This window comes from [Pseudomonas] carboxydohydrogena, assembly GCF_029030725.1.
Classification (GTDB): domain Bacteria; phylum Pseudomonadota; class Alphaproteobacteria; order Rhizobiales; family Xanthobacteraceae; genus Afipia; species Afipia carboxydohydrogena.
The window spans coordinates 918968-939460 of sequence record NZ_CP113162.1 but is presented as its reverse complement, the minus strand read 5'-3'; the positions used below and the strand labels follow the sequence as shown (position 1 = coordinate 939460).

Genomic DNA, 20493 nt, shown 5'->3' with positions numbered 1-20493 from the left:
TACTTGGGATGTATCTTTAGGCTTAATGTGATAGGCTGACCGAAACCCGGGGATCCCATTCATGCGGCTGACAAATTTCTCAGACTATGCGTTGCGCATTCTGATGTATGCGGCAGTCGTCCCGGACGGGCGCCTCATTACCATCGAGGAAACCGCAGAAGCCTACGACATTTCCAAGGCCCACCTGATGAAGGTTGCCAACCAGTTGACCCGGGCCGGTTACATGAAAGCCGTCCGCGGCCGGTCGGGCGGGCTGACGCTCGCCAAACGCCCCGAGCGTATCCGTCTCAGCGATGTGCTGCGCGCCACCGAGCCGGATTTCGCGCTGGTCGAGTGCATGACAGCCGATAACCGCTGCATGATCTCGCCACGCTGCCGCCTGCGGGGCGCGCTCAATGAAGCGCTTGCCGCCTTCCTTGAAACGCTCGACGGCTACACCCTCGCCGATCTCATCATCTCCCCCAAGGATTCCGCGACCCGGCCCCTCCTCGCCATCGGGGCGCGCAGAGCCTAGGCTGGCATCAGGCCCGCGACGGCCGATCAGTTCGCTCGAAGATGATTCCCGGCTGGGAATCGCCTGCGCCGGTCAGGTGGCGATAGAACTGCAACGCAAAAACAATAATGATGACGGCGATCACAATCGCCGCAAGACCGATCAAAATTCGCTTCGCCATCGGCAGCTCATTCCCTCAATAAGAAACGCGACAGCGCGAACTTCATGACAGGTTCGCCGCCTTGTGCGCGACATGCCGCTGGCCGAGCCACAGCAGCGGAACGAAAATCAATTCCATGAACAGCATGAAGAAGGTGCCGACCGTCGGCGTCGGCCGGATGCTGAACGTATAGAGATGTGCGAGGCCGCCGATGAAAATAAGAAACGACAGCGTGCCGATCCGCTCGCGATGGGTTTCGACATGGGGAATGGTCATCGCGAACATCACTCCCATCGCGGCCGTCATCGCGGAGAGATAACGGAAATAGCTGTCGACCAGCCCGCCATTGCGGCCATGGATCAGATCGACCCCGAGCAGCGCGCCGGCGGTGCCGGCGCCGATCAGCACGATGGCTGCGAAGGCAATCGCGGCCTGCAAAACGATTCGTTCCATTGTCCATATCCATGTTTTCGACGCGGATTATATGTGCTTCGCCCACCCGGCGGATCACAGTTTGTCGTGATATCCCGCCTCAAAATGCACCATCCGTTGATGCATGTCCGGGGCGGCTGTACCGCGTCGCGAACTCTCTCTATATCGATGTCCCATGCCTACCTTCACTCCCCATCAGGACCGCGCGCTGTCCGCTGTCGATTCATGGCTCAAGGCGAAGCCCGGCCGTGGCAATACGCCGCCGGTGTTCCGCCTGTTCGGCTACGCCGGCACCGGCAAGACCACGCTGGCCCGCCACATCGCCGACGCCGTGGATGGCGAGGTGAAGTTTGCCGCTTTCACCGGCAAGGCCGCGCTGGTGATGCGCAACAAGGGATGCGACGGCGCGTCCACCATCCACTCGCTGATTTACCGGACACGCGAAACCGGCGACGAGCAGCCGAGCTTCGAGCTGTGGGACGACGCGCCCGCCTCGAAAGCGAAGCTGATCGTGATCGACGAATGCTCGATGGTCGATGCCGATCTCGGGCGCGACCTGATGTCGTTCGACTGCCCCTTGCTGGTGCTTGGCGATCCCGCGCAATTGCCGCCGATCGCGGGCGGCGGATTCTTCACCGAGGCGGAGCCGGACGCGATGCTCACCGAAGTCCACCGGCAGGCGCAGAACGATCCCATCGTGCGCATGTCGATGGCGGTGCGCGAGGGCCGCGCGCTGGAAACCGGCCAGTTCGGCGACAGCGAAGTCGTCGCCCGCAATGCCCTCGACCCGGATCGCGTGATGGCGGCGGACCAGATCCTGGTCGGCCGCAACAATACCCGCCGCGCCTACAACATGCGGGTGCGGCAGAAGAATGGGATCGAGGAGGCGCTGCCGGTCGCGGGCGATAAACTGGTCTGCCTGCGCAACAATCGCAAGAAGGCGCTGTTCAATGGCGGGCTGTGGCGCGTCAAGGCGCGCGCGCAGTCGAAGTCGAAGATCATCACCATGCGCCTGTCTCCTGAAGAAGATTTCGGCGCCAAGGTCACGAAAGTCTCCGTCCGCGCCGATTGCTTCAACGGCGGCATCGAGGATCTGCCGTGGGAGCAGCGAAAGCCCTATGACGAGTTCGATTACGGCTACGTGCTGACCGTTCATAAATCGCAGGGCTCGCAATGGGACGACGTGGTGCTGTTCGACGAGAGTTTCGCGTTTCAGGACAGCCGTGCCCGCTGGCTCTATACCGGCATCACCCGCGCCGCGAAGCGGCTCTCCGTGGTGGTCTAGGTGTTCCATGGCCGGATCGCGCGTCCACGGGACACGTAACAATCATCTGGGAAAGGCGTAGACTCATCGGAGCGGCCCTGCCGCCGCAAACGAAGGATGCCTTCTCATGACGACCCTCAAACCAAGTCGCGTCGCTTTTGCCGCATTTGGCGCACTGGCGCTTGCCACCCTCGCTGGCGTCTCCTCCCGCGCCTCTGCCGAACCCTTCATCATTCCGGCACCGAAAGCCGATGTCGCCATGAGCACCGGCAGCGAACCGAAATCCATCGTCCTCGCCGGTGGCTGCTTCTGGGGCGTACAGGGCGTCTACCAGCACACCAGGGGCGTGCTTCAGGCCGTCTCCGGCTACGCCGGCGGCTCGGCGGACAGCGCGCGTTACGACACTGTTTCAACCGGATCGACCGGCCACGCCGAGGCGGTGAAGATCACCTACGACCCCAAGCAGGTCAGCCTCGGCAAGCTCCTGCAAATCTATTTCTCCGTGGTGCACGATCCGACCCAGTTGAACCGTCAGGGGCCGGACAGTGGCACGCAATATCGCTCCGCGATCTTCACCTCGCAGCCCGAGGAGCAGACCATCGCGAAGGACTACATCGCCGAACTTAACGCCTCGAAGGTCTACAAGAAGCCGATCGTCACCAGGATCGAGCCGATGAACGGCTTCTATCCGGCCGAAAATTATCATCAGGACTATCTGACGCTGCATCCCCATCAGCCCTATATTGCGTTCAACGACATCCCGAAGGTCGACAATCTGAAAAAACTGTTCGCCGCCGACTATCGCGACAAGCCCATGCTGGTGCGCGATGCGAAAGCGACCAATTGAACGAGGAGCGCATGGCGACCAAAACCGATAGCGGACACATCGAGAAATCCGAACAGGAGTGGCGCGCCGAACTCACGCCGATGCAGTACGCGGTACTGCGCGAGAAGGCGACCGAGCGTCCCTTCACGGGCGAATATGACCATTCGTTCGATCCCGGCACCTATGTCTGCGCGGGCTGCGGGCAACTGCTGTTTTCGTCCGACGAGAAATTCGACTCCGGCTGCGGCTGGCCCGCCTTCAGCGCACCCGTGGACGCCGGTAAGCTCCATGAGGAACGCGACGTCAGCCACGGCATGATACGCACGGAGGTGCTTTGCTCGCGCTGCCAGGGTCATCTCGGCCATGTCTTCGACGACGGACCGGGGCCCACCGGCCTGCGCTACTGCATCAATTCGGCGGCGCTGAAACACGAGCCGAAGTAGAATCCGAGGCCGTATTCCGGTCCCATCGTTCCGGCATTTGGTTCCCACGCTCGTAAGTGATTGATTCAAGGGCCTCCGCACGGTCAAACCGCGCGGAGGCCCTCGTTCATCATGCCGCCAATCGGAGGTCGCATTCCGGGCCGAAAGCGCCTATATTGGGATTAATCAAAAAGCGCGGCGCGTATCGTCCCGACGTGGCAGCCGCGGAAAATGGCTAGCAACCCAACTTGAATGATGAGAGGCCGAAAACGATGGCGGCATTCAACTACAATACCGAAGCCGAACTTTTTCCCGCAGCGATCCGGAAGAAAAAGCGTGCTGGCTTCGCCTATCGCCGCTTCGGCACCGCGGCCGAAGCCGTGCAGTTCGCGATCGAGCAATTGCCCGCGGATTCGCTGAACGGCGCCTATCTGCAAGTGGACGAAGCCCGCTTCGACCAGAACGGCATCCGCTCGCTCTATGAGAGCAGCGCCTTCCCGCTGCCGCGCCGCCGCGACGAGGAAGAAAAGGCCGAGGCGGAAGCAACCGACGCGGCCTGAGGCTTTCCGCCTCTTCAGTCCTTCACAATCAATCCATCCGCGGCTGCTTGTCCATCCAGCGCCGCAGGATGCGGATGTTGCGCATATTGGCGCGGAACATGACGTCGAACGCATCGCCGACAAACGGCACGATGCCGACCACGCCATCGAGCGCCACATTGCCGAGCATTCGCGCCACGATATGAGCCGGCGCGCCGAGCGCACGTGCCTCGCGCACCAGCCACAAGGACATCGCGGTCGTCAGCAGATCGCCGACGATCGGAATGAGGCCGATCAGCCCGTCGATGCCATAACGGACATTGGTGCCCGGCACGACGAACGCAACATCCATCAGCCGCGCCAGCGCCTCGATCCGTGCGAACCGTTGCGCGCGCGTGAGCGGGCCGAACCCGATATTGCCGAACACGGTGCCGCTGAACGCTGTGCCGCTAAAGGACGTGCCGTGCTGGCGCTGCCCAGCGTCACCGAAATGCCCGCTGCCGACTTCGTTGCCGTCCTGATCGATGACCGGCGGCGGCTTGCGGCGGCGCGGGGCGCTTTGGGGATGGGTGAAAAACGTGTCCGACTTCGCTGTCACGGCTCTGGTCCTGTTGGTCTCTACTCAATATCTCGCATGGCGGCGGGCATAAATTATGGCCGATATCCGCGCACGCAAGCAACCGCGCCGAAGCGACGCGGGAGGCGATCAATATCGCAAAAGTGAATGGCTTCAGACTGCCTTGCGGCCGCCTTCTTCCTCGAGCGTCACGGCCACGGCGGCATTGGCCGACAGGCGGACCTTGTTGCCCTCGACATCGGCGACCAGACCCAGATCGATGAAATGATGATGGCCCTTGTGGCTGCCCATGCCGCTGTCCGCCTTGGTCAGCTTGATGCGGCGGCCCTCGACGCGATCGACCGTGCCGACATGCACGCCGTCGGCGCCGATCACTTCCATGTGTTCCTTGATACGCGGATCGCTCATCGTCAAATCCTCAGGGTTGGAATCCCGGGATAACGCACAAGCAGCCGTTATGTTCACGCAACCTTTGCACCGCGTGCATGAAATGATGTTCATGACGCGACGGCTTTATGCGCTCCTGCGCAGCGGCGTCTCAACCTCGGGCAACGGAGGCATCGCGCAAACGGAATAGCGGCTCTTTCCATCGCGCTTGGAGGCATATAGCGCCTCATCCGCCGCAGCGATCAACCGCCCGAAATCATGTCCGATCTCCGGGCGCCACTGGGCGACGCCGATCGACGTGGACAACCGGATCGCGGCCGCACTCCAGTGCACCTGCGACGCCACGCACAGACCGAGCATGTCGCGCGCGATCAGCCCCGCTTCATGCAGGGTGGTCGCGGGCAGCACGACGCAGAACTCGTCACCGCCCATGCGCGCCAGCAGATCGCCGGTGCGGAGCCTTTGCTGAACGGTGCGGGTAAACTGCCGCAGACATTCGTCTCCCGCCGCATGGCCGTAATTGTCGTTGATGGCCTTGAACTCGTCGATGTCCATCAGCAGCACGGAAAACGGCTGCATCGCACGATCCGACCGCGCGCATTCCTCAGCGAGAGACATCAGCAGACGGCGGCGGTTGGCCACTCCCGTCAGATCGTCGAGCAACGCCAGATCGGCGACCTCGGCGCGAAGACGGTCGATCGCCATCAGCAGGAAGCCGAAATTCCACACGATCGACAGGAACACCAGCACCAGCACGATCACCGACTGGAGCGGCGAGAAGTGGATCATATAGATCGCTTCCGGCGGCTGGGACAAGCGCAGCGCGCAACGCGCCATCACAATAGCCGCGAGCACCGCGCCGACCATGCCGGCAAATCGCGCGCCGGGATGTCGCGCGCCATGCCGCCAGATCAGCATCGTCGTAAGGGCGATGGAGAACGACTGGCTGAGCGAATAGATCGCGATCCGCATCGGCGGACTGGCTTGCCAGGCGAAGAAGGCGATGCTGAGCGCGCTGAAGCCGATCAGCGCGGCATGCATCCGCCACGAGACCGGCAGGCCGTAGAACCGCTCGACGCCCATCGCGACGAAACTCGTCGAGGAAATCATCATCACGGCGCCGAGAAACAGCGGCAGGACGGGATCGACATACATCCGCAGCACGGACAACGCCGCACCCGTGGATGCGATGAACGCGCCTGCGGCCCAGAACCGCGCCGCCTCGAAATTCGGATAGGAGCGCGCGACGTAGATCCACACCACGCCGAGCGCGATAAAATTGACGACGAACACGAGCCAGAGGGTGACGACGTTCAGCACGCGCGATCTCCCCCGCTCCGGGCCACCAGCGCATCGCCGCGCGGCCTGTGATGTCGGCTGCCGGTCGTCTGACCCATGTCCCCGCCTCAATACCGGTCACCGCCGGTTTCCTGCGGGGAACATGCGCTGCGGGAACTTAACGGACCCTCACTGTTCCATGACACCTTTCGGCGTGGTTTTGAATCAATGAAGATGCAAAAGCCGTTGGCGCCCCGTTAACCCTGCGCCCCGCGCGCCAAACTCTACGGCGCGGCCAGCTTGTCGGCGAAATAGGCGATGGTCTTGCGATAGATCACCGCCCTGTTCCACTCGCGCATCGCATCGAAATTGGCGCTGCCCTCGTGATAGTCGGCGCCCTTCTTGAAGCCGTTGGTGTGCAACAGGTTCGCGGTGGAGGCGAGCACGTCCGGCACGCTGTGGCGCAGATCGACATGACCGTTGCCGTCGAAATCGACGCCGTACTTGATGTAGCTCGACGGCAGGAATTGCGTCTGGCCGATCTCGCCCGCGAACGCGCCGACCAGATCGTCGAGCCGCAGGTCGCCGCGCTGCACGATCTTCAGCGCCGCGAGCAATTCGCCCTGAAACAGTTCGGTGCGGCGGCAATCATGCGCGAGCGTCGCGAGGGTGCGGATCACCGGCCGCTTGCCCATGTCGCCCTTGCCGAAATCCGTCTCCAGCCCCCAGATCGCGACGATGATTTCCGCCGGCACGCCGAAGCGCTGCTCGATGCGCGACAACAGCGAGGCGTTCTTCTGCATCATGAAGCGGCCGGTCTTGATACGGCCGGGGCCGACGCGGGTCGAGACATACTGCTCGAAGGTCTTGTTGAAGGTGTAGCGCTGGCGGCGGTCGAACTGTAGCACCGCCTGATCCTGCGCCACGCCCGCGAACGCCTGATTGATCACGCCCGGCGAAATCCCCGCCGCCTGCGCCTCGCGCGAGAAATTCGAGATGAAGGCGTTGAAATCGCCGCCGCATTGCGCGGCGGAGGCGGGAGAGCTTGCGGCCGCCGCGCCGATGAGACCGAGCGAGAGCGCCAGGCCGGACAATGTGCGGGACAGCGTGCGGGAGAAATGGCGCATGAAAACCTCTCGAATGCCTTTGGGGCTGCCGGGACCGGCGGGCGGGAAATTCGCAAGCCTTTATAGCACGGCGAATCGGGGCGGGAGGATGACGGTGCTCCACCCACAGTTGTCATCACCGGCATAGCTCGTCGAAGACGGGCGTGAACGCCCTTTTGCCCGGCGATCCACGCCTTTCCTTGATGCGCCTCAAAACGTGGATGGCCGGGTCAAGTCCGGCCATGACAGAGTGATGGATACCCATATCGTCCGCACGTGACGCTGCCGCATTCACCGCATCCCGCCCCGCGACAAGTGACGATCGCGAGCCGCCCCTCAGGAGTGGGACGGGGCATATAGGAATATATACCTAGAAGATTATTTGTCAACGATCTTACATTTTAGATTTTAGATTTTAGCCAAAACCCATGCCGGAGCGGTTCCGGCCAGAGTGGTGCTTTTCACCCCACTGTCCGAGAGTCACAAAGCGAAATACTTTATCTTTCGTGTGTTGAATCGCTGGCGAGTTGACCTGTCGATCCAGCTGTTGAAGCCGATCAAAATATTCCGCTCCGTAAGCTTTGGCGGCGCCTAAATCTCCATGCTTAATCAACGCGGCGATGTGACCGTTGGCCAATGTTACGATTGGATACTCGTCGACTTCTATGCCCGATTTTGCATCCCGCAATTTCAATGATCTAACAGCTTCGTCAATCAAGGACTTAGTAACGGCGTCATAGTTTGGCCGTTCACGAGCTAGCTGCAGCTGAACTGAAGCTAATGCATGAAACACATACGGATTATCAGGATAAGCTTGAATTGAACGCCGAAGCATATCGATCGCACTATGTAGATCCCCTATTTCCGCTAGGTAAAGTCCATACTGAAGCCAGTAGTGGCCATCTAGCTGAAACTCAACTTCAAATTCGGAGTAAATATTCCGACCATGCTCGAGCTCTCTGTGCTGCTTCGCATGCTCATAGATAAAATCGTGGTTCAGCAAAAACCGAAAAAGCGTTGACTCAAGTCGATTCACACTTCGAACAATTGGAATTTCATATTTCAAATAGGTTTTTAGAATGGACCTGATTACTAGAGATAGTTCGGAGAATGAAATGACGTTTTCTAAAATATGCCGAAAATAAAGCTCGTGCCTTGCGTAAAATCTTCGGTTGTCCGCCACTGAAACAATCCCCGATAAAGCATCTAGCGCTTCATCAAATGGTCGCGACTTGGAAATATTTGCGTAAGCCTCATAGGCGGCTTCCTTGCTCATCCCAACACGAGCAATCGTTGCGATACCCACTATCATTAATAGCAATCTAGTGTCGTCATCCGGAAGCTTCTCGAATTCATTGGTAATAATATCCGAAAAATTTGACGACTCCGTTGCTTCTCGTAGAGCTATAAGTAGCTGACTATCCGAAGACGCTAATTTTTTCCGCTGCTCAGGCCTTGAGAGTTGACGGAATCTAGGCGCCGGCACGTATTCAATGAGCCGATCAATCAACGGGTCAAAGTCTTTTCTTACGAAACGCTGGAATAAAAAAGGCTCCAATCCAGGAAACTGTCGAGATAGTCTATCACGCCATTCACCAGACCTCGCTGTTGAAACAACTGTGATGTCTCGCCCGACAAGCCCGTCAATGTCCTCCCTAAATCCATCTCCAAATAAGAAAAGGTCGCCGATGTAGATTATGATCTTCTTGTTGCTGATTTTGCGCAACAAATTGAAGGCGCGCTTTATGGAGCGAACATCACTGCTCAGGTCGAACAACGCGACTTCTTTATTCTTCTCAACATACTGCAACAACGCCATCATCACAGCGGTGGTTTTTCCACTGCCCGCTTGGCCCGTAACAATAAAAAGTCGCTCGTTATTTTCGACTGCGCGCTTTAATTGCTCAAGGAGCGCTGTAGTGGCTTCGAGTTTGACTGGTATGTCTGATGCAGCAACAAGCCAGCTCGGTGGGAATCCGCGAAGAAACTCCCTACCCAGTCGCGCCTTATCGCCTGGCGATATTCGCGCGATTCGTTGATGCAATCCCAATGCGTCGACGGGCCTCAAAAAATGAGCGGTTTGGATATCGTCGCGAGTTAAACTATCTAACACTTGGTCGGAAAAACTGTTGTTCGTGGCGAGCACATCTTTGGGCGAACGACCGCCCGGTAAATTCTTCGCAAGCCACGCAGAAAATTCTTCAAGAGCGCCTTGGAGATGAACTATTCCCCTTGCTTCGAGGCTAGCGCGCTTAATCGGGCTCAGAACATCCGGAGTAATTAAGAAAGCACGACCCGCAGTCGAATTTAACTCACGGCCCGCTCTTTCCAGTTCAGCACTTAGGATCGGCTCGTCAAGCGTCGATCCGATAAAGACAGGACAGAATGTAAAATAGTCTTGCGCCGCTCGTTGATACCAAAAATGCTTATCTGATTTGAGCCAAGAGGAATATTCAGTTTCCGTTAGTATAAAGCTATGTTCTGGCTTCGTTGCATCACCATGGAGGTAGACTATATGGAGCTGGCCGTTCTCTTCCGGCTCGGCAGCTTTATCTATCAAGCCGTTGTAGAAACGACGACGCTGTGCGGATTTACCCGTTAAATTCAAAAGAGCGTCGTCAATATTCCAAGTATATAGACGCTTCCAAGTATACTGGAATAAGCGCTCAAGCTCAGGTGAGGGTTTTACTCCCACATACTCATGGGTCAAAATATCCTGTAACTGCTTTTTGCTGAGAATCCTGCTTGTCGCACTGAGAACGTCTGTGAGTTTTTCACCGCCGTAGTTTAGTCCAGCCCGCTCTGCAATTTTTTTTGCCAGCGCAAGGCCTACTTTTACAGCTTCGCCCCCGCGATTGGTGCTGGTGGCAGACGCCCCGGCTCCTAGAACTAAGACCACCTCTCCCGCCCGCATTGATGCCAAAAGATACCCTCTATCTTCATCAGCAACGTTCATTCGGCCGCCCCCAAACGTTCATCTACACGCTTAGATTGCACCGAGATAAAGTTCCCAGCAAGAACTCCTGACCTTTTTAGATATACAAAAACGGCGGACCTTCTGGCCCGCCGTTTTGCTTTCTGGGTCCCTGCCATCGCGGGGACAATATCGATAAAGCTTAGTTGTCGAGGAAGCTCCGCAGCTTCCGGCTCCGGCTCGGATGCTTCAGCTTGCGCAGCGCCTTCGCCTCGATCTGGCGGATACGTTCGCGCGTCACCGAGAACTGCTGTCCGACTTCTTCCAGCGTGTGGTCGGTGTTCATGCCGATGCCGAAGCGCATGCGCAGCACGCGCTCCTCGCGCGGCGTGAGCGAGGCCAGCACGCGCGTCGTGGTCTCGCGCAGGTTCGACTGGATCGCCGCGTCGATCGGCAGGATCGCGTTCTTGTCCTCGATGAAATCGCCGAGGTGCGAATCTTCCTCGTCGCCCACCGGGGTTTCCAGCGACAAGGGCTCCTTGGCGATCTTGAGAACCTTGCGCACCTTCTCCAGCGGCATGCCGAGCTTTTCGGCGAGCTCTTCCGGCGTCGGCTCGCGGCCGATCTCGTTCAGCATCTGGCGCGAGGTACGGACGATCTTGTTGATCGTCTCGATCATGTGCACGGGGATACGAATTGTGCGCGCCTGATCCGCGATCGAACGGGTGATAGCCTGACGAATCCACCACGTCGCGTAGGTCGAGAACTTGTAGCCGCGGCGATATTCGAATTTATCGACCGCCTTCATCAGGCCGATGTTGCCTTCCTGAATGAGGTCGAGGAATTGCAGACCGCGGTTGGTGTATTTCTTGGCAATGGAGATGACGAGGCGGAGGTTCGCCTCCACCATTTCCTTCTTCGCCTGCCGCGCCTCGCGCTCGCCCTTCTGCACGCCGAGCACGATCTTGCGGAATTCGCCGATCTCGAGGCCGGTCAGCGCGGCAAGCTGCTGGATCTCGTGGCGCAGGTCCTTGATCTTGTCCTTCTCGTGCGCGACGAAATTCTTCCAGCCCTTGGCGGCGAGTTTCGACACACGGTTGAGCCAGCGCGGATCAAGCTCGGAGCCGACGTAGTTCTTCAGGAAGTCCTCGCGGCCGACGCCGTGGGAATCGCCGAGACGGAACAGGCGGCCTTCGTACGACACGAGGCGCTTGTTGATGTCGTAAAGCTGCTCGACGAGTGAATCGATGCGCGCCTGATTGAGGCGCAGCGACTTCACCTCGACGATGATCTCGTCCTTCAGCTTCTTGTATTTGCGCTCCTGCGACGGAGACAGCGACTCGCTCTGCAACTGGTTGGCGATGTCCTGTTCCTGCAGGCGGCGCAGCTTCTTGTATTCGGATGCGATCTTGTCGAAGGTCTCGACCACGCGCGGCTTGAGTTCGGCCTCGATCGCGGCGAGCGACATCTGGTTCTCGAACTCGTCGTCCTCGTCGCCGTCACTTTCGGGTGCCGCGGCGTCATCGCCCGCGGCAGGCGCGGGACGGAATGGAGTCGCGGTCTGCGGCGCGGTCTGCGCCGGCGCGGCCTGCTGGGCCGCAATCACCTGCACGGTACCATCGCCGTTGACCACGGCGGCGGTCGGCTGGCCGTCGGGACCGGTCGGGCCCGCGATCATCGCGGGGTTGACGCCGTTCTTGCCCTCGGGGCCGGCATAGGTCGCTTCAAGATCGATGATGTCGCGAAGGAAGATCTTTCCTTCGTTGAGTTCGTCGCGCCAGATGATGATGGCCTGGAAGGTCAGCGGGCTTTCGCACAGACCCGCGATCATCGCCTCGCGTCCGGCCTCGATGCGCTTGGCGATGGCGATTTCGCCCTCGCGCGACAGAAGCTCGACGGTGCCCATCTCGCGCAGATACATGCGCACGGGGTCGTCGGTGCGCTCGCCCGGCTCCGACTTCTTGGTTTCGGTGACGGCCTTGGACGTGACCTCGACAAGCTCGTTGTCGGTGTCGTCGTCGGAATCGTCCTTCTCCTCATCCTCGTCGTTGGCATCGTCGGCCTCGGAGACGTTGATGCCCATGTCCGAGAGCATCGCCATGATGTCCTCGATCTGCTCCGGCGAGGTCTGGTCGGAGGGCAGTACTTCGTTGAGCTGGTCGAAGGTGACGAAGCCGCGCTTCTTCGCCTGCTTGATCATCTTCTTGACGGCGGCATCCGAGAGATCGAGCAACGGCGACGGCGCGTCGGCGGAATCCTTCTCGGGAGCGTCAGTGGTCTTGGCTTCTTTGTCCTTGTCCTTGACCGCTACCGTCTTCGCCTTGGTGGCCATTCTTGTCGCTCCTGAAACGCACGCCGCGCGCAAGGCTCGCTTGCGCGGAATTCGAATTGTCGATCGCGCCGGGCATGACACCCGCGCCGATCAGGTCAACGGTCCGACACGGAAAAGGTGGCGCACCTGCACCACCCTCTGCATCATCCTCGGGCCTGCCCTGCCGTGACCTGTCTGTGACGACCTGTCCACGATCTGGCCACCGTTTTGCCCCGGAGGCCGTTAATCTTCGATTAACCCTGTATTTGCGGGTAAATCCTCGTTTTGGCGAGTCTTTTTCGCGGAATCCGCAAAGTCCGCCGCCAACGCAATTCCTGCCCTGTCAGGCGCGGAACCGGCCGGAGGATTCCCCGAAGCCTTCGATCAGCGCCTCAATCCCGTCCGCCGCCGCGAGTCTTGCTTTGACATCCCGCAGCCAAGCGTTATTCGCCTCGGTGTTGTCGTGCCCGACCGCCTGCTCCGCGTCTTTCAACTCCCTAAGTAGGGCGTGGGATTGCCGATGCAAGGCAATGAGTTGCTGCCAGGTCGACAAAACATCCTCGCGCGCGGCACCGGCCTGCGCGCCCCACACATCGCGGGTGGTCAGAGCGCTTTCAACCCGTTGAATTTGCTCGGAATAATTGTTCTTTTGCAACCACGCCACGATCCGCGCACGCTCGGCCTCCGGATCCTCCGCCACGCCATAAGTGGCGAACGCCGCGATGATCCCGGCGCGCAATTTGATCGCTTCAGGATGCGCCAGCTCGAGGCTACCGATCTCCTCAAGGTGATCGTGCAACAGCCATGGATGGTTCAAGAGCGATTGCAGGATCAGCGCCTCGCGACGCGACAGCGCGCTGCGCTGGCCCCGGATCAAGGGCGAGTTGGCAAGTTGTGGGCTCGCGGCCTGATACGGCCCCCACCCCAGCGCGGCTGTGGATAGATTGGTCCGGCTGCCCGGCCGCGCAGCGGAACCCGCGCCGAAACCACCCCGGCCGGGAAAACGCCGGACTGATTCGCCGCGGAAGCCGCCCCGCGCCCCGCCGTAGCCGCCGGACGCAACAGCCTCGGGCGCGAACATCCGGCGCAGGCGCTCGGAAAAATCCTGCCGATAGTAGCGCCGCACGGTCTCGTCGCGGATGCCGTTGGTGAGGTCGTTCAGTTTCGCCTCCAGCGCCGCGCGGCGTTCAGGCGTTGCGAACGCACCGCCCTCGGTCGCGCGTGTCCAAACCATGTCGGCAAGCGGGCGCGCGCCGGCAAACACTTCGTCGAGCGCGGCACGGCCGCCGGTGCGCGCAAGATCGTCGGGATCTTGCCCTTCCGGCATCATCGCGAAACGCAGGCTCTTGCCGGGTTTGAGGTGAGGCAGCGCCAAGTCCGCCGCGCGCAACGCCGCGCGCTGGCCCGCGCCGTCGCCATCGAAACACAGCAGCGGCTCGTCGGCCATCTTCCACAACAGCGCGAGCTGGTTTTCGGTGAGCGCGGTCCCGAGCGGCGCCACGGCAGCGGCAAAGCCAGCGCCGACAAGCGCGATGACATCGACATAGCCTTCGGCGACGACGATTTGTGCACCGTCATGCGCCGCCTGCCGCGCCATCGCCTGATTGTAGAGGTTGTCGCCCTTGTGGAAGAGCGGCGTTTCCGGCGAGTTGAGATACTTGGCGGGCACGTCCTTTTCCAGCGCACGGCCGCCGAACGCGATGATGCGCCCCCGCGGATCGGTGATCGGAAACATCACGCGATCGCGGAAACGATCGTACGGCACCGGAATGTCGTCGCCCGCGATCAGCAAGCCCGCTTCCACCATGTCATCGACCGACACGCCCTGCGAACCCAGATGCTCCTTCAGTGCGAAACGCTCGCCCGGCGCATAACCCATGCGAAACTGCAATTGCGTCGCGGGCGAGATCGAACGGTCCGCGAGATAGCCACGTGCTTTCGCACCAACGCGCGAGGCCAAAGTCTCCGCGAAGAACTTCGAGGCCAACTCCATCACGTCATACAGCGTGCGGCGGCGCTGCTCGTGCCGCGCGGCATCCGGCGTCACCGCGGGCAGCGCAAGGCCTGCCATTCCCGCCAGACGCTCGACCGCCTCCGGAAAACCGACGCCTTCAGTTTCCATTACGAATTTAATGATGTCGCCGTTTTTACCGGACGAAAAATCGAACCATGATTCTTTCTCGTCATTGACGAAAAACGAAGCCGTCTTTTCCTTGTTGAACGGCGACAGCCCCTTCCACTCACGCCCCGCCTTGGTGAGTTTCACACGCTTGCCCACGACGTCCGAAACCGGAAGCCGGGCGCGTATCTCATCGAGAAATTGGGGCGTAAAACGCATCGAATTCCGGAAGCCTGAAGCCAACCTGCCATGAATATAGGACGCCGCAGGCTTTTCCCAAAACCGGATGTCCGCCACCGGCTTTGTCGCCGCTATTCACAGGCTTTTCACTGGCATGCCCCGCTCTAACAGCCTATCGAACGCGTCCTCCCGGCTCTTCTGAAAGCTTTTGATGAACAAGACCTCGGAAACGAGCGATCCCGGATTCTGGATTATCCTCTCGCTTGCCATCGCCTGCGGCGTCAATGTCGCCAATATTTACTACGCACAGCCTCTGATCGGCCCCATTAGCGAAGACTTTCATCTCGACATTGCCGCATCTGGCCTGATCGTGACGATGATCCAGATTGGCTACGTACTCGGCCTGATTTTTCTCGCGCCACTGGGGGATCTTCTCGAAAACAAGAGGCTGATCCTCACCGCGCTCGGCGCCGTCGTGGCCAGCCTTCTGATCTCATCGATTGCACCCAATGCATCGGTCTTCATCGCGGCCTCGCTCATACTTGGCGTAACTGCCACTGCAACGCAGATGATCCTTCCGGTCGCGGCGCACCTCGCGCCCGAGCACAAGCGCGGCCAGATCGTCGGCACGGTGATGAGCGGCCTATTGTTCGGCATCCTGCTGGCACGGCCCGTCTCGACGCTGGTCGCGGGCCTTATCGGCTGGCGCGGCGTTTATGCCGCTTCCGCCATCGCCATGCTGGTCGTGGTTGCGATGCTGTCATTCACACTGCCGCGCAGGCAGCCGGATCACATGCTTACCTATGGGAAGCTGCTCAGCTCAATGTGGTCGCTGCTGCGCGACACTCCCGAGTTGCAGCGCCGCACCGCCTATCAGGGCATGATGTATGGGGCGTTCTCGCTGTTCTGGACCGCTGCGCCGTTGATCCTGCTGCAACCACCGTTTTCATTAAGTCATATCGCACTTTCCCTTTTTCTTTTGAGTGGGGCGGCGGGCGCTTTCGTAGCTCCGGTCGCGGGCCGCCTCGCCGACAAGGGACATGGCGATGCGCTGACCATCGCGGCCATTGTCATGGTGGCCATCGGCTTTGTGTTGGTCTGGGTCAGCGGCTCGTCTCTGACGTTATGGGTTCTCGCGGGCATCATTCTCGACGCAGGAGTACAGATGAACATGCTGGCGGGACAACGCGCCATTTATTCGCTCGACGCAGAGATACGCAGTCGCGTCAATGCTCTTTATATCGCACTGTTCTTTCTTGGCGGCGCCATCGGGTCCGCGCTCAGCGGATGGGCGGTGAGCCATGGCGGCCATGCCAACGTGGCGATGATCGGCCTGTGCTTTCCTGCGATTACGCTTATACTGTTTTTGGGGGAACTATTCCGGCGCAAGCGCGCCTGAGGAGGGACCAATGCATTCGCCCGTTTCACATCCCCTGCTCGATGCTGACGAAATCCCGCCGGTTCGGGAAGACAATCCCGAGAGTTCGTCTCCTTTTCTCCTCACCTGCGATCATTACGGCAAACGCATTCCTGAGCGCCTTCGGCAACTTGGTCTCAACGCGAGCGATCTTGAGCGGCATATCGCCTGCGATATCGGAATTGCAGGCGTCGCCACGCGACTTGCGCAAGCAATCGGCGCGCATCTGATCGCGCAGCGATACTCGCGCCTCGTGATCGACTGCAACCGGCCGTTCGAAAGTCCAGGCTCCATCCCGCTCATCAGCGAGGCAACCCACATTCCCGGCAATGACGGCCTGGACTTCGATGATGTCGCCGCACGCAGGCGAGAGATTTTCACGCCGTATCATGCGCGCATCGCGCAAGTGCTCGACCAACGCGCCGAGAAAAAGCAGCCGACCATTCTGTTGTCGCTGCATTCGTTCACGCCGGTCTATGCCGGTGTCGCCCGCCCGTGGCATGTCGGCACGCTCTATCAGAACGGTCACGGCCTGCCGCCACTATTGCTCAAGCTATTGCGCGCGGAGGGCCATTTCATCGTCGGAGATAACGAGCCTTATGCGGTGAGCGATGCGACCGACTACACCATTCCCGTACACGGCGAACGGCGGAAGCTCATTAATTCCGGCCTCGAAATCCGGCAGGACCTGATCGCCGAGGAAGCAGGACAGATCGAATGGGCCGAGCGGCTGACGCGCATCGTTCACGAGATCGAAGGCCGCCTGCTGGCGCAGGGGCTGGTGAAGCGCTGACCGTTAAGCGAAAAACTAGCCCGTCAGCGCAGCCTTCACGAGACCGCTCGCTTTGCCGAAATCCATCTGCCCGGCGTACTTGGCCTTCAGCGCGCCGATCACCTTGCCCATGTCCTTCATGCCGGCCGCACCGGTGTCCTTGATGGTGGCGGCGATGGCAGCCTTCACTTCGTCGTCCGACATTTGTTTTGGAAGATAGGCGGAGATCACCGCGATTTCCTCACGCTCTTGCGCCGCGAGTTCCGCGCGGCCGCCCTTGTCGTAAAGCTCGACCGATTCCTGACGCTGCTTGATCATCTTCTGCAGCAGACCCAGGATGTCCTCGTCGGACAAAGGCGGCTTGCCCTGCCCGCGCGCCTCGATATCGGCGTTCTTGATCGCCGAATTCACCATCCGCAGCGTGGAGAGCTTCCGCTCCGCCTTGGCCTTCATCGCCTCTTTCACAGCGTTGCCGATGTCGTCGCGCAGCATGGTCAATCTCCCGGGGCATATAGGCGCCATCAAATTCGCGTTGGATTTACGGGGTTTTTCGCCCTCGGACAACCGCTCTCTGCATTGAACGCGGGGTGCGGGCGGCAAACATGAGGAAAGCGCATGGAAGGTGGCTCTTTGCCCTTTGACGCGCTGCGGCACCCGCGTTATGTCATGGGCTTATGACAACAAATGACAATTCCCCCGCCTGGCCGGACAGAAAACCGACCGCGCTGCTCGTGCTTGCCGATGGCACCGTGCTGGAGGGCTTCGGCCTCGGCGCGGAGGGCTCCGCCGTCGGTGAGGTCTGCTTCAACACCGCGATGACCGGCTACGAGGAGATCCTCACCGATCCTTCCTATGCCGGACAGCTCATCACCTTCACCTTCCCGCACATCGGCAATGTCGGCGCCAACGACGAAGACATCGAAACGGTGAACATGGCGGCGACGACGGGCGCGCGCGGCGCGATCCTGCGTGCCTCGATCACCGAACCGTCGAACTACCGCGCCTCCCGCCATCTCGACAACTGGCTCTCCGCGCGCGGCATCATCGGCCTCGCCGGGATCGACACCCGCGCGCTGACGGCGTTGATCCGCCAGAAGGGCATGCCGAACGCGGTGATCGCCCACAGCAAGAGCGGCACATTCGATCTCGCGGCCCTCAAGAAGGAAGCCGCCGCGTGGCCGGGGCTGGAGGGCATGGACCTCGTGCCGATGGTGACGAGCGCGCAGCGCTTCGACTGGGACGAGACCGACTGGCACTGGGGCAAGGGCTTCGGCCGTCAGGACAAGCCGGAATTCCATGTCGTCGCCATCGATTACGGCATCAAGCGCAACATCCTGCGCCTGCTCGCGGGCGAAGGCTGCAAGGTGACGGTCGTCACCGCGAAGACTCCCGCTGAAGACATTCTCGCGATGAAGCCCGATGGCATCTTTCTCTCCAACGGCCCCGGCGATCCGGCGGCGACCGGCGAATATGCCGTGCCGGTGATCAGGAAGATCATCGACAGCGGCGTGCCGACCTTCGGCATTTGTCTCGGGCACCAGATGCTCGGCCTCGCCGTCGGCGGCAAGACCGTGAAGATGCATCAGGGCCACCACGGCGCGAACCATCCGGTGATGGACCTCACCACCGGTAAGGTCGAGATCACCTCGATGAATCACGGCTTCGCGGTGGACAAGACCACGCTGCCATCGAGCGTCGAGCAGACCCACTATTCGCTGTTCGACAATTCCAATTGCGGCATCGCGCTGAAAGACAAGCCGGTGTTCTCGGTGCAGTACCACCCCGAAGCATCGCCCGGCCCGCGCGACTCGCACTACCTGTTCACGCGTTTCGCGGACCTGATGCGGGCCAAGAAGCGGGCTTAATCTCCTCACCCTCTCCCCTTGCGGGAGAGGGTGAAAAGATGGCGCTTTTGCTATTTCCCGGGCAACCTTACGCCTCGTTGCCGCCTTCCTGACGGGTGGCCTCGAACAGGAACCAGGTCCGGCGCTCCGCTTCATCGATGAAGTTTTCGAGGATGCTCGTGGTCGCGACGTCGCCGCCCTTGTCGGCGACCTCGTGCGCCTTGCGCATCTCCGCCGCCAGATGCTTGTTGTCGTTCATCAGCTCGCGCAGCATTTCGCGCGGCGGCACGTAATCCTCATCGTTGTCCTTGATGGACTGCAATTTAGCGATCTGGCCGATCGAGCGCAGCGTATTGCCGCCGAGCTTGCGGATGCGCTCGGCCAACTGATCGGTGGTGGCGAAAATCTGATCGGACTGCTCGTCCAGCATCAAATGATAATCGCGGAAATGCCGCCCGCTCATGTGCCAGTGAAAATTCTTGGTCTTGAGGTAAAGCGCGAAGACGTCGGCCAGCAGCGCATTCACCGCCGCCGCAATCTTGTCGACTGCTGCCTGTTGCAGATCGGTTGGGGTATCCAGCTCAGACACCACGGAGTTCTTGGTTTTGCTCACGACGGACCTTCCTGCTAGTAGGAGTGAGTTATGCGGCCGGGAAAAATCCCGCTCGACGACTATCAACTCACAATATAGGTGCCTGTTCCGGCCCCGGAACACCTGTCTGAAACCATCACCGGAAGTTCATGGCCTGGATCGATTTCTATGATTCCGCACCTTCTATTTATGTGAGCGATGCCCACCGGCAGGCTCATTTCGCTCTCATCGCCAAGGACATCGCCGGTTACATCTCCTCGCCCGAGGCAACCGTGCTGGACTATTCCTGTGGCGAGGCGCTATCGGCCGCGCGCGTCGCGGCGAAGTGCAAACGCCTGATCCTCGCCGAACCCGCGCCGAGCGTGCGCGAGCGTCTCGCGGAGCGGTTTGCCGCCATCCCCAATATCGAAGCGCGGTCGCTCGACGATCTGGCAGCACTGCCGGACGCCTCGCTCGATCTCGTCGTGATGATTTCGGTCGCCCAGTACATGACGCCCGGCGAACTCGATGCCGCCTTCGCGCAGATCCGCCGCCTTCTGAAGCCGGAAGGCCGCTTCGTGCTCGGCGACATCCTCGATCCCGATGTCGGCGCCGTGACCGATGCGGTCGCGCTTTTACGGTTCGCCGCGAAGAAGGGCTTCCTGATCGACGCCATCACCGGCGTCACCCGCATGGCGCTATCTGATTACCGCTCACTCCGAAGCAAACTCGGCCTGCGCTGCTACGGCACCGAGGACATGCTTCACAAACTCGGGGACGCGGGCTTCATCGCGGCGCTGGCGGCGAAGAACGTCGGCACCAATTCCGCCCGCAAGACCTTCATCGCAAGGCGCAAATAGCGCCGATCCGTCGTTTCACGA

General features: G+C 60.3%; 20 protein-coding genes. 9 read left to right on the top strand and 11 right to left on the bottom strand.

From position 1 onward, the window contains the following. The first annotated feature begins 61 nt into the window (after window positions 1-61). Window positions 62-514, top strand: coding sequence for an Rrf2 family transcriptional regulator (locus AFIC_RS04515; RefSeq protein ID WP_275247963.1), 453 nt, complete (start codon window positions 62-64; stop codon window positions 512-514). A gap of 7 nt (window positions 515-521) precedes the next feature. On the opposite strand, the gene AFIC_RS04510 is transcribed toward AFIC_RS04515, so the two are convergent. Continuing rightward, a complete protein-coding gene (locus AFIC_RS04510) occupies window positions 522-659 on the bottom strand; it encodes a hypothetical protein (protein ID WP_275247962.1) in 138 nt (45 codons plus the stop codon). A 57-nt stretch (window positions 660-716) separates the two neighbouring features. Next, window positions 717-1106 carry a DUF4345 domain-containing protein gene (locus AFIC_RS04505; RefSeq protein WP_275247961.1) on the bottom strand — a complete coding sequence of 130 codons (390 nt, stop codon included), beginning with the start codon at window positions 1104-1106 and terminating at the stop codon, window positions 717-719. 154 nt (window positions 1107-1260) lie between these two features. On the opposite strand from AFIC_RS04505, the gene AFIC_RS04500 reads away from it, so the two are divergent. From AFIC_RS04500 to AFIC_RS04485, 4 genes are all read left to right on the top strand, one after another. After that, the gene (locus tag AFIC_RS04500; protein WP_275247960.1) at window positions 1261-2370 is read left to right on the top strand and encodes an ATP-dependent DNA helicase; all 1110 of its coding nucleotides are present in this window, start codon (window positions 1261-1263) and stop codon (window positions 2368-2370) included. Window positions 2371-2476: 106 nt separating this feature from the next. After that, window positions 2477-3196, top strand: coding sequence for a peptide-methionine (S)-S-oxide reductase MsrA (msrA, locus tag AFIC_RS04495; RefSeq protein ID WP_275247959.1), 720 nt, complete (start codon window positions 2477-2479; stop codon window positions 3194-3196). A gap of 11 nt (window positions 3197-3207) precedes the next feature. Continuing rightward, window positions 3208-3618, top strand: a complete 411-nt coding sequence (gene msrB / locus AFIC_RS04490; RefSeq protein ID WP_275247958.1) for a peptide-methionine (R)-S-oxide reductase MsrB — start codon at window positions 3208-3210, stop codon at window positions 3616-3618. A 251-nt stretch (window positions 3619-3869) separates the two neighbouring features. Then, window positions 3870-4157 (top strand): hypothetical protein, encoded by a 288-nt coding sequence (locus AFIC_RS04485; RefSeq protein ID WP_275247957.1) that lies wholly within the window; start codon window positions 3870-3872, stop codon window positions 4155-4157. Window positions 4158-4185: 28 nt separating this feature from the next. On the opposite strand, the gene AFIC_RS04480 is transcribed toward AFIC_RS04485, so the two are convergent. The 7 genes from AFIC_RS04480 to dnaG all read right to left on the bottom strand — a co-directional run bounded on the left by AFIC_RS04480 (window position 4186) and on the right by dnaG (window position 15047). Beyond that, complete coding sequence (locus AFIC_RS04480; protein WP_275247956.1) at window positions 4186-4734, bottom strand: DUF4112 domain-containing protein; 549 nt, start codon at window positions 4732-4734, stop codon at window positions 4186-4188. A gap of 132 nt (window positions 4735-4866) precedes the next feature. Beyond that, window positions 4867-5121: a DUF2171 domain-containing protein gene (locus tag AFIC_RS04475; RefSeq protein ID WP_275247955.1), complete on the bottom strand. Its 255-nt coding sequence runs from the start codon at window positions 5119-5121 to the stop codon at window positions 4867-4869. A 105-nt stretch (window positions 5122-5226) separates the two neighbouring features. After that, window positions 5227-6420: a GGDEF domain-containing protein gene (locus AFIC_RS04470; protein ID WP_275247954.1), complete on the bottom strand. Its 1194-nt coding sequence runs from the start codon at window positions 6418-6420 to the stop codon at window positions 5227-5229. Between the two features lie 242 nt (window positions 6421-6662). After that, window positions 6663-7505, bottom strand: coding sequence for a lytic murein transglycosylase (locus tag AFIC_RS04465; RefSeq protein WP_275247953.1), 843 nt, complete (start codon window positions 7503-7505; stop codon window positions 6663-6665). A 394-nt stretch (window positions 7506-7899) separates the two neighbouring features. Beyond that, window positions 7900-10440: a P-loop NTPase gene (locus AFIC_RS04460; RefSeq protein WP_275247952.1), complete on the bottom strand. Its 2541-nt coding sequence runs from the start codon at window positions 10438-10440 to the stop codon at window positions 7900-7902. A 160-nt stretch (window positions 10441-10600) separates the two neighbouring features. Then, window positions 10601-12730 carry an RNA polymerase sigma factor RpoD gene (gene rpoD, locus AFIC_RS04455; RefSeq protein WP_275247951.1) on the bottom strand — a complete coding sequence of 710 codons (2130 nt, stop codon included), beginning with the start codon at window positions 12728-12730 and terminating at the stop codon, window positions 10601-10603. Window positions 12731-13052: 322 nt separating this feature from the next. Further along, a complete protein-coding gene (gene dnaG, locus AFIC_RS04450; protein WP_275247950.1) occupies window positions 13053-15047 on the bottom strand; it encodes a DNA primase in 1995 nt (664 codons plus the stop codon). Window positions 15048-15219: 172 nt separating this feature from the next. Here dnaG and AFIC_RS04445 point away from each other — a divergent pair, with 172 nt between their 5' ends. Together AFIC_RS04445 and AFIC_RS04440 are read left to right on the top strand one after the other, a co-directional pair. Beyond that, the gene (locus tag AFIC_RS04445) at window positions 15220-16407 is read left to right on the top strand and encodes an MFS transporter (RefSeq protein WP_275247949.1); all 1188 of its coding nucleotides are present in this window, start codon (window positions 15220-15222) and stop codon (window positions 16405-16407) included. A gap of 10 nt (window positions 16408-16417) precedes the next feature. Next, on the top strand, window positions 16418-17218 hold the full coding sequence (locus AFIC_RS04440; RefSeq protein ID WP_275247948.1) for an N-formylglutamate amidohydrolase: 801 nt from the start codon (window positions 16418-16420) through the stop codon (window positions 17216-17218). A gap of 15 nt (window positions 17219-17233) precedes the next feature. Here the strand turns inward: AFIC_RS04440 and AFIC_RS04435 are convergent, their stop codons facing one another. Next, complete coding sequence (locus tag AFIC_RS04435; protein WP_275247947.1) at window positions 17234-17689, bottom strand: GatB/YqeY domain-containing protein; 456 nt, start codon at window positions 17687-17689, stop codon at window positions 17234-17236. A 182-nt stretch (window positions 17690-17871) separates the two neighbouring features. On the opposite strand from AFIC_RS04435, the gene carA reads away from it, so the two are divergent. Continuing rightward, window positions 17872-19062 carry a glutamine-hydrolyzing carbamoyl-phosphate synthase small subunit gene (carA, locus tag AFIC_RS04430; protein WP_275247946.1) on the top strand — a complete coding sequence of 397 codons (1191 nt, stop codon included), beginning with the start codon at window positions 17872-17874 and terminating at the stop codon, window positions 19060-19062. Window positions 19063-19129: 67 nt separating this feature from the next. Here carA and AFIC_RS04425 read toward each other — a convergent pair whose 3' ends face one another. Continuing rightward, window positions 19130-19654, bottom strand: coding sequence for a Dps family protein (locus tag AFIC_RS04425; protein ID WP_275247945.1), 525 nt, complete (start codon window positions 19652-19654; stop codon window positions 19130-19132). 128 nt (window positions 19655-19782) lie between these two features. On the opposite strand from AFIC_RS04425, the gene AFIC_RS04420 reads away from it, so the two are divergent. Next, window positions 19783-20472, top strand: a complete 690-nt coding sequence (locus AFIC_RS04420) for a class I SAM-dependent methyltransferase (protein ID WP_275247944.1) — start codon at window positions 19783-19785, stop codon at window positions 20470-20472. Window positions 20473-20493 lie beyond the last annotated feature (21 nt).

Bases quoted from the DNA above. Each gene is read 5' to 3' on its own strand.
- AFIC_RS04515 (WP_275247963.1), top strand. From the start codon at position 62: ATGCGGCTGACAAATTTCTCAGACTATGCGTTGCGCATTCTGATGTAT.
- AFIC_RS04505 (WP_275247961.1), bottom strand. From the start codon at position 1,106: ATGGAACGAATCGTTTTGCAGGCCGCGATTGCCTTCGCAGCCATCGTG.
- AFIC_RS04500 (WP_275247960.1), top strand. From the start codon at position 1,261: ATGCCTACCTTCACTCCCCATCAGGACCGCGCGCTGTCCGCTGTCGAT.
- msrA (WP_275247959.1), top strand. From the start codon at position 2,477: ATGACGACCCTCAAACCAAGTCGCGTCGCTTTTGCCGCATTTGGCGCA.
- msrB (WP_275247958.1), top strand. From the start codon at position 3,208: ATGGCGACCAAAACCGATAGCGGACACATCGAGAAATCCGAACAGGAG.
- AFIC_RS04485 (WP_275247957.1), top strand. From the start codon at position 3,870: ATGGCGGCATTCAACTACAATACCGAAGCCGAACTTTTTCCCGCAGCG.
- AFIC_RS04475 (WP_275247955.1), bottom strand. From the start codon at position 5,121: ATGAGCGATCCGCGTATCAAGGAACACATGGAAGTGATCGGCGCCGAC.
- AFIC_RS04465 (WP_275247953.1), bottom strand. From the start codon at position 7,505: ATGCGCCATTTCTCCCGCACGCTGTCCCGCACATTGTCCGGCCTGGCG.
- AFIC_RS04460 (WP_275247952.1), bottom strand. From the start codon at position 10,440: ATGAACGTTGCTGATGAAGATAGAGGGTATCTTTTGGCATCAATGCGG.
- rpoD (WP_275247951.1), bottom strand. From the start codon at position 12,730: ATGGCCACCAAGGCGAAGACGGTAGCGGTCAAGGACAAGGACAAAGAA.
- dnaG (WP_275247950.1), bottom strand. From the start codon at position 15,047: ATGCGTTTTACGCCCCAATTTCTCGATGAGATACGCGCCCGGCTTCCG.
- AFIC_RS04445 (WP_275247949.1), top strand. From the start codon at position 15,220: ATGAACAAGACCTCGGAAACGAGCGATCCCGGATTCTGGATTATCCTC.
- AFIC_RS04440 (WP_275247948.1), top strand. From the start codon at position 16,418: ATGCATTCGCCCGTTTCACATCCCCTGCTCGATGCTGACGAAATCCCG.
- AFIC_RS04435 (WP_275247947.1), bottom strand. From the start codon at position 17,689: ATGCTGCGCGACGACATCGGCAACGCTGTGAAAGAGGCGATGAAGGCC.
- carA (WP_275247946.1), top strand. From the start codon at position 17,872: ATGACAACAAATGACAATTCCCCCGCCTGGCCGGACAGAAAACCGACC.
- AFIC_RS04420 (WP_275247944.1), top strand. From the start codon at position 19,783: ATGGCCTGGATCGATTTCTATGATTCCGCACCTTCTATTTATGTGAGC.